An 11,149-nucleotide genomic window follows, 5' to 3' on the forward strand; every position below is an offset into this window, starting at 1 on the left:
GATCGGGTCGAGGTGGCTGCAGGCCATGGGACCTTGCGAGAATCCTAAACATAGCACTGCTGAGGTCAGTGTCTGCCCGCGCAAGTGACGGTTTTGCGATTCTTTGAACCAGGTCTCGGTCAGGGTGCTGCCGGCCTGGATCAACCGTCCGCAACGGCAAACGTTTGCCGGCAAAGTTTCCCCCCGTAGGCGCTGGCTGTTCTGCTATTTTTACCGGCAGTCGGCTGGGATGCTTGCCTGGGAGACTTTCAGACAAACGGCCAGAACAACGGCGCGCCAGGTTCAGTCAAGGAGACCCGCCATGCGTTATTCCGCGCTCACCCATCGTATCGCCGGTGACGGCGCTGCTGCCTGGAACATCCACTACCGCGCGGTCGAGTTGCAAAGCCAGGGGCGGGAGATTTTTCTGTTGTCGATTGGCGACCCGGATTTCGATACTCCGCAGCCGATTGTCCAAGCCGCCATCGACAGCCTGCGTGCCGGCCATACCCATTACGCCGATGTGCGCGGCAGCCTGGGGCTGCGCCAGGCCATCGCCAGCCACCAGGCCCGCCATAGCGGGCAGCCGGTCGAACCGCAGAACGTGGTGGTACTGGCGGGGGCCCAATGTGCGCTGTACGGCGTGGCGCAGTGCCTGTTCGATCCGGGCGACGAAGTGATTGTGGCCGAACCGATGTACGTCACCTACGAGGCGGTGTTCGGCGCCTGTGGTGCTCGGGTGGTACCGGTGGCGGTCAAGCCCGAGCAGGGCTTTCGGGTAGACCCTGCCGATGTCGCCGCACGGGTCACGCCGCGCACCCGCGCGCTGTTGTTCAACAGCCCGCATAACCCAACGGGCGCCAGCCTGCCTCGGTCCACCTGGGAGCACTTGGCACAGATCTGTATCGACCACGACCTGTGGTTGATCAGCGATGAGGTCTACAGCGAACTGCTCTACGAGGGGCAGCACTTCAGCCCCGCCAGCCTGCCGGGCATGGCCGAACGCACGGCGACCATCAATAGCCTTTCCAAGTCCCACGCCATGTCGGGCTGGCGGGTCGGTTGGGTGATCGGGCCCCAGGTGCTGGGCGAACACTTGAGCAACCTGGCGCTGTGCATGCTGTATGGGCTGCCGGACTTTATCCAGAATGCGGCCCAGTTGGCGCTGGAGCAGGACCTGCCCGAGGTGCGGCAGATGCGCGACATCTACCGCGAGCGCCGCGACCGGGTCTGTGCAAGCTTGGCCGATTGCCCTGGCGTGGGGGTACACACGCCTGACGGTGGCATGTTCGTGATGATCGATATCCGTGAAACGGGCCTGGGCGCCCAGGCGTTCGCCGAGCGCCTGCTGGAGGACCATGGGGTATCAGTGCTGGCCGGCGATGCCTTTGGGCCCAGTGCTGCCGGGCACCTGCGCCTTGGCCTGGTGCTCGACAGCGAGCGCCTGGAGCAAGCCTGCCGTCGCATCGCCCAGTGCGCCATGCAAGCACTGGAAGGTCGGGCTTCAGTTGAGCAAGGCAGCTGCCATGTTGATGGTAAAGCCCAGTATCGCAGTGTTGAACACAAAGCCTACCAGTGAGTGGGCCAGCACCACCCGACGCATCTCGCGCCCGGCAACCCCCACATCCGAGGTTTGCACCGCCACGCTCAAGGTGAATGAAAAATAGTGGAAATCCCAGTAGTCGGGGTGGCGTTCACCGTCGCTGAAGCGCAGTAACGGCGCGTGCGCGGTGGCGGTGTAGAACAGATGGGCGTAGTGCAGGCTGAAGATGGTGCCGATCAACAACCAGGAACCGGCCACGGTGAGGCCGGTGAAGGCGTAGTGCGCCAGGGTGGGGCCGTCGTTCAGTTTGGCGCCGGCCACCAGTTGCAAGGTTACCGCCGCCAGGCTCGCTATCGCGGCAATGCTGACAGTAAACAGAACCAGGCCAGCGTTCTCGTCCTCGATGCTGGCAACTTCGCGTACCTTGTCGGGATTGGCAGTCAGGCTCAGCCACAGGATCAGCAGCACGTAGAGCCAGACGCCGAGGTTCCAGCCAACCAGTACATGTTCGATCCAGTCGTTTGCCGGAATCAGCCAGCCGCCCAGTACACCGGCGAGGGCAGCGAGCGTCAGGCGTGGGTGGCTGCGGGACAGGCGGTGAAATGCCATGGGGCCTCTGCGCGAAGGGACTCTGGCAACTGTAGCCCATCTGACTGCGCCCGGGCTCAACCCGGTTGGCCATCGACCCGAGCCGCCCAGAGGATCGGCGCGTAATGGCGCACGAACAGTGCAAATGCCAGCACCCAGCACAGTGCCGACAGGCCCAGCCCCCAATGGCTGAAGGGCACCACGCCGATCCGCAGTACTGCCGCCAGTTGCACCAGGACAAAAGCGCCAACAATCGCCGCGGGCACCTGCAGCGGCCTGCCGGTATGGCCCAGGCTCACCCGTGCCATCATCGCCACGATCATCGCGCTCATGGCGCCGACACTCAGGGCATGGCTGGCCAGGCTCTGGTTCAGGCCCAGCTCCAGGTGCCATGCCGCCATCCCCAGGCTTGCCAACAGTAACCACAGGTAGGCCAGGTGCAGTGACCACAGCAAGGGCACCTTGCGCACCCCCGGTGTGTACCAGCGCCACAGCCGCAGCCCATGCAAGAGACACAGCAACAGGAATGCACCAGCCATCGGCAGCGACGGCGCATCACTCAGGCCTGCTGCCGTCAGTACCGCCACGCCAAGGCTGCTGGCCAGTGTCAGGCGCTCAAGCCAGGCTTTCCCCGCCGGCTGTGCAGCAAGACCAAGCCCGCGCTGGGTGAAAAACGGAATGACCCGCCCGCCAAGCACGGTCATCAACGCCCCGATCAACCACAGCCCGGCCAGCGCGCCGCGCCGTTGCAGTGCCTCATCAGCCTGCAGCAGCCCGCCCAGGGCCATCCACTGGCAGCCGGCAATCAGTAACACCATGACGACAATCGGGTAGTTGTTGCGCAGCTTGCGGCGGATTATCGGCCTGGCGAGTGCAAGCGCAACCAGTGGTAGAAACACTGCTTGCAACAGCACCAGGGCGGGCAGGGGCAGGGGGCTGAACCAGGCCAGGCGACCCAGCAGCCAAAGCAGCACCAGGGCCAGCAGCGGGCGGCCCTTGAGCCCCGGCAGGCCGCTCCAGTTCTGCACCGCCGTCAGCAGGAAGCCGGCAATGATCGCCGCGCCAAAGCCGAACAGCATCTCGTGCCGATGCCAGGCCAGCATGCCGCCGGTGGGTTCAGGGTTGATCGCCCCCGCCAGCCACAGCGCCCAGAGCAAGATCGCCAGCAAGGCGAAAGCGCTGCCCGCCAGAAAGAACGGGCGAAAGCCCAGTCGCCAGAGTGGCAGTTGTTCAAGCCAACGCATGAGGGCACTCCTTGTGCAGTTGATGGTGCGCGACCAGGCGTAATATGTAACCCACCTTGAGCAGGGTCGGCCCGAGGATCACCAGGCTATGGCCCAGTACCTGGGTGGCGATGGTCAGGTGTGCCTGCCAGCCGTAGGCAAGCAACAGACCAACGGTCAACAGGGCAAGCCCGCCCGATAGCAGGTAGCTAGATACCAGCAACAGGTGACGGGAATGACTGAACAGGGTGGCCATGATTTTGCCCTCAATCGATTCTGGTAGGACTGATGAGGTACTATCACGAAACGTGCCAGGTATAAACCTCTTGTCTATCAAGGGCCTGCTCATGATGTGGGTCATATTGACCCTGGTTGATTCGAGTCAGAATGACCTGATGCAGTCATTCTGACTCAGCTCTACAGGATTTCCGGTTTGTCCGATTCACTGCACAATCCCTTGCTGCAATACCTCGCGCGTTTGGCGCCTTCCAGCCAGCTGACCATGAAGTACATCCTCCAGGATGCCGCCGACCGGCTGGGCTTCGAGGATTGCGACATCGCCGAGGTGCCCTGGCACCAGCTCGAACCGGGTCATGTCACGGCCTTGGTCGCTGCCTTGCGGGCCGACGGCTATGCACCCAACACCTCGTCGCTGTACGTCAACGCCGTGCGCGGCGTGATGAACGAAGCCTGGCGCCTGGGCCTGATCGACCAGGAACAGCTGTTGCGAATTCGCACGGTCAAGCCGACCCAGGGCACACGACTGCCAACCGGACGCAACCTCAAGCGCAGCCTGATCCGCGAGCTGATGGATGCATGCGCCGCCGACCCCCGGCCGCAGGGATTGCGTGATGCCGCAGTGATCGCCTTGCTCTATGGCACCGGCATGCGCAAATCCGAGTCGGTCAACCTGAGCCTGGCCCAGGTCGATTTCAACGAGCGCAGCCTGCAGGTGCTGGGCAAGGGCAACAAGCAACTGATCAAGTACGCGCCCACCTGGGCCTTCGACAAGCTGAATGCCTGGTTGGCTTTTCGTCGCGAACACCTGCCAGAGGGCCAGGCAGACGACGACTTCCTGTTCAATCGAATTCGTCGCGGCAGCCACATTACCCGCGAGCGCATTACCAAGCATGCGATCTACTACATTGCCCGCCAGCGCGGCACCCAGGTGGGGGTCAAGATCATGCCCCATGATTTTCGCCGTTCGTTCATCACTCGGGTGATCGAGGAGCACGACCTGTCGATTGCCCAGAAGCTGGCACACCACACCAACATCCAGACCACCGCCAACTATGACATGCGTGATGACAACGAACGGCGTCGCGCCGTGGACCGCTACGACTACTAGCGGCCTGCGGGTTCAGCGCATCTGCACGCCGTGCTGGGCCCGCCAGCTGGCTGGCGGCATACCGAACTGGGCGATGAACCAGCGAGTGAACGAGCTGGGCATCGAGTAGCCGAGCATGTCGGCGATGCGCCCCAGCGAATAGTTGGGGTTTTCCAGGTAACGGATTACCAGGTCGCGACGCACGCCGTTGACCAGATCGCTGAAAGTCACGCCACTTTCCTCCAGGCGCCGTTGCAGGGTGCGCACGTTCATGCCCTGGGTCTGCGCCACCTGTTCAATGGTGGCGCGACCCATCGGCAGCAACAGATAGATGGTCTTGCGCATCTCCAGTTCCAGCGACAGCTTGCCGCCTGCCTGCAGGGTATCCAGGTAGCGCTGCGCCAGCCGGGCCATGGCCTCATTGGCCAGCGGGTTGGCGGTGTCGAGGTCGGCCGCCGGGCAGACGATGCCGTTGAACTCACTGCCAAACACCAGCTTGCAGCCAAAGATACGCCGGTGAATCGACAGGTCGGCGGGGGCGGCATGGGTGAAGTTTGCGCTGATCGGATGCCAGTGGGCCCCGAGCAGGGCAGCACAGAGGCGCAGCATCACACCAATGGCCAGCTCGATGGACTGGCGCCCCCGGTGAGGCAGGTCGCTCACCACTTCTTCACGAATGATCACGGTCTTGCCGGCTTCTTCTATATGAATGGCCAGGGCGTCGTTGAGTAAATGGCGGTATTGCACGATGACTTGAAGCGCATCGCGCAGGGTGCGCTGGTGGCTGAGCAGCAAGCTGATTTCACCGAAATCCGACAACTGGCGCAGCTCGGCCATGCGCAGGCCGAAGGTTTCACAGCCACTGACCTGGGCAGACTCTTCCAGCAGGGTGATCACGCTGGCCACCGGCAGGCGTTGGTTGGGGTCGTCGAGCAGGGCAGCGCTCAGGCCCACCTGGGCCAGCAAAGCATGGGGGTTGAGCCCCAGGTGACGGGACACTTCGAGGTAATTGGTCAAGCTTGCAGCACGTACGAGGGCGGTCATTTTATTGTTTTCCACGCATTCTCATCAGGCGACCCGCTTCTGCGGCGGGTCGCTTCTTATAGCCTGTGTGTCGTCAAATGAGAAGCCGTTTTATGCCCGTTGGTGCGACGCAAATGCCTTGTGTACTGGCGCTTCGGTCGCCTGCCTTTGCCTTTGTCATCAAATGAAAAGTCACTGACGCTCAATGTAAAGCGCCTTGCAGGTGGGGTGATTACTGTGACGCCACAAGCGCTCGACAACACTCGCGAGCGGACTGTTCCGAGCAAAGGTACCGACGTGGAAAAACTGCATACCGCCGCTACTGTTCTGATCGTTCCCGGCCTGCGTGATCATGTGGCCGAGCATTGGCAGACCTTGCTCCAGGCGCGCCTGGCCAAGGTCCGCTCGGTGCCACCGCTACAGGTCAACGGGCTCGACTGCACGGCACGGGTCGAGGCGATCCAGCGCGAGATCGAGCAGATCGACGGCGATGTGCTGCTGGTGGCGCACAGCGCCGGGGTGCTGATGGTTGCCCATTGGGCCGCGCGTTATCAGCGCCCGATCAAAGGGGCGTTGCTGGCCGCACCTCCTGACCTTGAAGCGGCATGGCCGGACAACTACCCAAGCCCCGATAGCCTGCGCGCCAATGGCTGGAGCCCGCTGCCGATCACGCCACTGCCGTTCCCGAGCATCGTCGCTGCCAGCAGTAATGACCACCTGGCCAGCCTCGAAGCCGCCAGTGCCATGGCCCGTGGCTGGGGCAGCCAACTGCTGGAGCTGGGTGCGGTCGGCCACCTCAATCCCGCCGCCGGATTTGGCCCCTGGCCCAAGGCCGAGGCCCTGATTCACATGCTCGACCGCTAACGCCTGCCTCACCGCACGGATGCTCGACCAACACCCGCACACGACGGGTGGAGTTAAAAACAATAACAATAAGTGGAGTCATCGCAATGCCAAAACATCGCACTCACCGTGCTGTGAACCCACAGCGCTGCCTGCTGGCCTGCGCCATCAGCCTGCTCACACTGCCCGGTGCCCAGGCGTTCGAAGTCGATACCGGCAGTGAAGACTGGGCCGTGCGTCTGGACAACACCGTCAAGTACAACTACGGCGTACGCACCGAAAGCGCCGACAAACGCATGCTCGCCACCCCGAACAACAACGATGGCGACTACAACTTTCGCAAGGCCGGCACCACCGTGACCAATCGGGTCGACCTGCTCACCGAACTGGATGTGATCTACCAGGGCAACATGGGCTTTCGCGTCAGTGCCGCCAGTTGGTACGACAAGGCCTATGACAACACCGGCTCCAACTCCAATCCGTTCGTCAATGGCAACGGTGACACCTCCGGCATCAACCCGAGCCTCAATGGCCTGCCAGGCACGGGTACGCCACTGGGCAGCCCGCACCTGAGCAACTACGCCCAGCGCTACTACAGCGGCCCGTCGGGCGAAGTGCTCGATGCCTTCGTGTTCATGCGCACCGACATCGGTGATAACTCGCAGCTCAGCGGCAAGCTGGGCCAGCACAACCTGTTCTGGGGCGAGACGCTGCTCAACCCGGTGCATTCGCTCAGCTACGGACAGTCGGGTCTTGACCTCGCCAAGCTGGCGGCATCGCCCGGTACCGAAGCCAAAGAGTTGTTCGTACCCCGCAATCAGCTGTCGACCTCGTTCCTGGTCAACCCGGAACTGACCATTGGTGCCCAGTACTTCCTCGACTGGGATGCCGCTCGCCTGCCCGAAGCCGGCACCTTCTATGGCGGTTCAGACCTGGTGGGCGAGGGCGCCCAGAGCTTCCTGCTCGGTCATACCGGTACCCCTGGGCTGATCCCGGTACAAGGGGCATTGACCAGCATCCGCCGCGGCCATGACCTGACCCCGGACAAGCGCGGTGACTGGGGGGTGATGGCCAAGTGGTCGCCCGAGTGGCTGGGCGGCACCCTGGGCTTCTACTACCGCAAGACCTCCGAGATCCTGCCCCAGGCCTGGCTCGATGCACGTGGCATGACGGTTTCCCGTGGCCCGTTCGGCAACCCGCCGGCAGGTTTCCAGGGCGCGGTCGGCAACCTCTACAACTCGCTGCAAACCCCTACCTATCAGTTTGCCTACGCCGACAACATCGACGTGTATGGCCTGAGCCTGTCCAAGGACGTGGCCGGCATCAGCGTCGGCAGCGACCTGAACATCCGTCACAACATGCCGCTGGCGAGCATTCCGGCGATTGTCAGTGCACCGGGAACCGGCGGCCTGGGCGGCGGTTTCGGTCTGTTGCCACCACGCCTGCCGAGCAGTGGCGTGATCTACGACGTGCCCGAGGATGGCGATGGCATGAGCGCCACCGGCCAGACCCTGCACTGGACCCTCAATGGCCTGATGACCATTGGCGATACACCACTGTTCGACAGCGCCACCCTGCTGGGCGAACTGTTCTACAGCAACCTGCTCAAGCTCGATGGCCACAACGAGGCCTTGTACAAGGGCAAGAGCAGCTACCGCGGCATCGACAAACCCACCCGTGACAACTGGGGCATCGCCGTCAACTTCACCCCGACCTGGTACCAGGTGGTGCCCGGCGTCGACCTGAGCATGCCGCTGTCGATCAACATGGGCCTGGACGGGGTGTCTCCCGTGCAGGGCGGCGGCGCCGAGGACACCGGCAACTACGCCGTGGGCGTCAGTGCTGCGGTGTACAACCAGTATTTTGTCGACCTCAAGTACGTCGACGGCTTTGGCAAGTCCCAGTCGTGCAACAACGGCCAGACCGATGGCACGACCCCCAATGCCCTGGACGGCGAGCAGGATTACACCTGCTACGGCGGCGGGTACGCGTCTTTCTCTGGCGGCGCAGCCACCACCGAGGACCGTGGCGCGCTCTACCTGACCCTCAAGACCACCTTCTGAGTCCGTCTCCCACAGACCAAACAGGAAAACAACAATCATGAACTACGTGCACACACTGTTGGCCACGTGCCTGTCGCTGGCTGCCCTCAATACCGCCCAGGCGGCCGTTTCCACCGAACAGGCCGCGCGCCTGGGCACCAGCCTGACCGCGATCGGCGCCGAAAAGGCCGCCAATGCCGACGGCTCGATTCCCGCCTACCAGGGCGGCCTGGTGACCCCGCCGGCCAGCTACAAGAGCGGCGAAAGCATGCGCCCCGACCCGTTTGCCGGTGAAAAACCGCTGCTGGTCATCGACGGCAAGAATGCCGAGCAGTACAAGGGCCAGCTGACCGCCACCACCCTGGAACTGCTCAAGCGCTACCCCAGTTTTCGCGTAGACGTCTACCCGACCCATCGCACCGTCGCCTTGCCGCAAGCGGTACTGGACAACACCCGCAAGAACGCCGTGGGTGCGCGCAGCCAGGAGGGCGGTACGGCCGTCGACAACGTGCTGCCGGGTATTCCGTTCCCGATTCCGCAGACCGGCGCCGAAGCCATGTGGAACTTCCTGTTGCGCTACCAGGGCGTGAGCATGACCGCCAAGTACGACTCATGGAACGTAGACGCCAGTGGCCGGCCAACCCTGTCCACCACCGGCCAGGCCAACATCAGCTATCCGATCTACGAGGACATGAACAAGCTGATCGGCGCCAAGGACACCTACTACCAGATGAAGCTGAGCTACACCGGGCCCGCTCGTCGCGCCGGCGAAGCGATGATGCTGCGCGATGCCGCCAACCCGCTGGTACAACCACGCAGCGCCTGGCAGTACCTGCCGGGGCAGCGCCGGGTCAAGCTGGCACCGAACCTCGCCTACGACACGCCCAACCCCGGTACTTCGGGCTCTGGCACCTACGATGACGTGTTCGTCTTCAACGGCGCTCTGGACCGCTACGACTGGACCCTGGTGGGCAAGCAGGAAATGTACGTGCCGTACAACACCTACCAGCTCACCTACCACACCGACGTCAAGCAGCTGACCACCCCCAACCACCTGGCGCCGCAATTTGTGCGCTGGGAAAAACACCGGGTGTGGGTGGTGGAAGGCAAACTCAAGGACGGCGCCCGCCACATCTACCACAAGCGCCGCTTCTACCTCGACGAAGACAGCTGGATCGCTCTGGCCTCGGACCAGTACGACGCCCGTGACCAACTGTACCGCGGCTCGTTCGCCTTCCTCAGCCAGAGCTACGACAAGCAGACCCCGGATGCCACGCCCTTCATGATCTACGACTTGATCGGCGGCACCTACAACCTCAACGGCGTGGTCGGTGCCTATGGCGGCATCCGCTACATCGAGCCGCTGTCGCGTACCCAATGGTCGCCCGAGTCGTTGGCCGGCGCCGGTATCCGATAAGCGTCCACGAACGGCCTGGCGTCGATACCTGGCGCCGGGCCCCTGGTTGAGCGATCCGGAGGATCGGGTATGTACTGTTTGAAGCGATGGACGACGCTGATGGTGGCGTTGCTGGCCCTGCACGGCACGGCCCAGGCGGCCACTTATGTAGACGTGCTGGACCTGCCGGCCATGCCCAGCGCCCTGGCCAGCAACAGCGCCTTGCGCGATGTGACCCGTGCGGGGCCACGCCTGGTGGCGGTAGGGCCGCGCGGGCACATTGTGTATTCCGATGACTTGGGCAGCCGCTGGCAACAAGCGCGAGTGCCGGTCAGCGCCGACCTCAACGCCGTTACGTTCCCGACCCCGGAGCTGGGCTGGGCAGTGGGCAATGACGGGGTGATCCTGCACAGCCGCGACGGTGGCCTGAGCTGGGAAAAGCAGCTGGACGGACGCGTACTGGGCGAGCAGGTCGTGGCCTGGTACCGGGCCCAGGCTCACGCCGCGCCGGGGGATGAGCGCTGGGCAACGTGGGTGGGTGAGGGGGAGCGGCTGGTGGCCGAAGGTGCCGACAAGCCGCTGCTGGATGTGTGGTTCCGCGATGCCGACAACGGCTTTGCGGTCGGGGTGTTCAACCTGCTGTTGCACACCAGCGATGGCGGCCGGCACTGGACACCGTGGCTTGAACGCACCGACAACCCGCAGGCCTTGCACCTGACCAGCCTGGCCGAGGTCGACAGCGCGCTGTACATCACCGGCGAGCAGGGCCTGCTGCTCAAGCTCACCGCGGATGGCCAGCACTTTGAACGACTGACCACGCCATACGCGGGCACCTTCTTTGGTGCGCTCGGCAAACCGGGCGTGCTGCTGGCCTACGGCTTGCGCGGGCATGTGTACCGCAGCACCGATGGCGGCCAGCACTGGCAAGCCGTCCCCACCGGGCTATCCACCAGCATCACCGCCGCCAGCCTGGACCGTGCCGGGCAACTCTGGCTGTCGAGCCAGGCCGGGGACGTGCTGGTCAGCCGTGATAGCGGCGTAAGTTTCCAACCGGTGACGCAAACGGCCCGCACCCCGGTCAGCGGGGCGACCTTCGATGCCGCGTCCGACCTGGTGCTGGTAGGCGACCGCGGTGTGCGCACCCTGGCCCACGAACAACCGCTGCAGCCATAACAAGAGAACAAC

10 protein-coding genes are annotated in these 11,149 nt (G+C 63.7%); 6 read left to right on the forward strand and 4 right to left on the reverse strand.

What is annotated here, in order from left to right; all coding sequences use genetic code 11:
- Positions 1-301: 301 nt before the first annotated feature.
- A complete protein-coding gene (locus H621_RS0103830; protein WP_028942089.1) occupies positions 302-1,558 on the forward strand; it encodes a pyridoxal phosphate-dependent aminotransferase in 1,257 nt (418 codons plus the stop codon).
- Here H621_RS0103830 and H621_RS0103835 read toward each other — a convergent pair.
- From H621_RS0103835 to H621_RS0103845, 3 genes are read right to left on the reverse strand one after another with little or no spacing between them, the layout of a single operon-like run.
- Positions 1,484-2,131: a DUF1345 domain-containing protein gene (locus tag H621_RS0103835; RefSeq protein ID WP_028942090.1), complete on the reverse strand. Its 648-nt coding sequence runs from the start codon at positions 2,129-2,131 to the stop codon at positions 1,484-1,486. The two genes, H621_RS0103830 and H621_RS0103835, sit on opposite strands and share 75 nt — an antisense overlap.
- 56 nt (positions 2,132-2,187) lie before the next feature.
- Entirely contained in the window at positions 2,188-3,354 is a 1,167-nt protein-coding gene (locus tag H621_RS0103840) for an NnrS family protein (protein ID WP_028942091.1), read from the reverse strand.
- A complete protein-coding gene (locus tag H621_RS0103845) occupies positions 3,341-3,589 on the reverse strand; it encodes a hypothetical protein (protein ID WP_028942092.1) in 249 nt (82 codons plus the stop codon). The genes H621_RS0103840 and H621_RS0103845 overlap by 14 nt, the downstream gene beginning before the upstream one ends.
- A gap of 177 nt (positions 3,590-3,766) precedes the next feature.
- Between H621_RS0103845 and H621_RS0103855 the strand changes: the two genes are divergently transcribed.
- Entirely contained in the window at positions 3,767-4,681 is a 915-nt protein-coding gene (locus tag H621_RS0103855) for a site-specific integrase (protein WP_028942093.1), read from the forward strand.
- 12 nt (positions 4,682-4,693) lie between these two features.
- Here H621_RS0103855 and H621_RS0103860 read toward each other — a convergent pair whose 3' ends face one another.
- Positions 4,694-5,704 carry an AraC family transcriptional regulator gene (locus tag H621_RS0103860; protein WP_028942094.1) on the reverse strand — a complete coding sequence of 337 codons (1,011 nt, stop codon included), beginning with the start codon at positions 5,702-5,704 and terminating at the stop codon, positions 4,694-4,696.
- Between the two features lie 276 nt (positions 5,705-5,980).
- Here H621_RS0103860 and H621_RS0103865 point away from each other — a divergent pair, with 276 nt between their 5' ends.
- The 4 genes from H621_RS0103865 (at position 5,981) to H621_RS0103880 (ending at position 11,137) form a co-directional block, all read left to right on the forward strand.
- A complete protein-coding gene (locus tag H621_RS0103865) occupies positions 5,981-6,547 on the forward strand; it encodes an RBBP9/YdeN family alpha/beta hydrolase (protein ID WP_028942095.1) in 567 nt (188 codons plus the stop codon).
- Positions 6,548-6,633: 86 nt separating this feature from the next.
- On the forward strand, positions 6,634-8,589 hold the full coding sequence (locus tag H621_RS0103870) for a DUF1302 domain-containing protein (RefSeq protein WP_028942096.1): 1,956 nt from the start codon (positions 6,634-6,636) through the stop codon (positions 8,587-8,589).
- Positions 8,590-8,626: 37 nt separating this feature from the next.
- Positions 8,627-9,985 (forward strand): DUF1329 domain-containing protein, encoded by a 1,359-nt coding sequence (locus H621_RS0103875; RefSeq protein WP_028942097.1) that lies wholly within the window; start codon positions 8,627-8,629, stop codon positions 9,983-9,985.
- A 69-nt stretch (positions 9,986-10,054) separates the two neighbouring features.
- Positions 10,055-11,137: a WD40/YVTN/BNR-like repeat-containing protein gene (locus H621_RS0103880; protein ID WP_028942098.1), complete on the forward strand. Its 1,083-nt coding sequence runs from the start codon at positions 10,055-10,057 to the stop codon at positions 11,135-11,137.
- The last annotated feature ends 12 nt before the right edge of the window (positions 11,138-11,149 follow it).

It is taken from the genome of Pseudomonas vranovensis DSM 16006 (genome assembly GCF_000425805.1).
Taxonomy (GTDB): domain Bacteria; phylum Pseudomonadota; class Gammaproteobacteria; order Pseudomonadales; family Pseudomonadaceae; genus Aquipseudomonas; species Aquipseudomonas vranovensis.

What these genes read in the sequence shown, in the direction of transcription:
- H621_RS0103845 (WP_028942092.1), bottom strand. Translation starts at nt 3,589, where the DNA reads ATGGCCACCCTGTTCAGTCATTCCCGTCACCTGTTGCTGGTATCTAGC.
- H621_RS0103880 (WP_028942098.1), top strand. Translation starts at nt 10,055, where the DNA reads ATGTACTGTTTGAAGCGATGGACGACGCTGATGGTGGCGTTGCTGGCC.
- H621_RS0103875 (WP_028942097.1), top strand. Translation starts at nt 8,627, where the DNA reads ATGAACTACGTGCACACACTGTTGGCCACGTGCCTGTCGCTGGCTGCC.
- H621_RS0103840 (WP_028942091.1), bottom strand. Translation starts at nt 3,354, where the DNA reads ATGCGTTGGCTTGAACAACTGCCACTCTGGCGACTGGGCTTTCGCCCG.
- H621_RS0103870 (WP_028942096.1), top strand. Translation starts at nt 6,634, where the DNA reads ATGCCAAAACATCGCACTCACCGTGCTGTGAACCCACAGCGCTGCCTG.
- H621_RS0103835 (WP_028942090.1), bottom strand. Translation starts at nt 2,131, where the DNA reads ATGGCATTTCACCGCCTGTCCCGCAGCCACCCACGCCTGACGCTCGCT.
- H621_RS0103830 (WP_028942089.1), top strand. Translation starts at nt 302, where the DNA reads ATGCGTTATTCCGCGCTCACCCATCGTATCGCCGGTGACGGCGCTGCT.
- H621_RS0103860 (WP_028942094.1), bottom strand. Translation starts at nt 5,704, where the DNA reads ATGACCGCCCTCGTACGTGCTGCAAGCTTGACCAATTACCTCGAAGTG.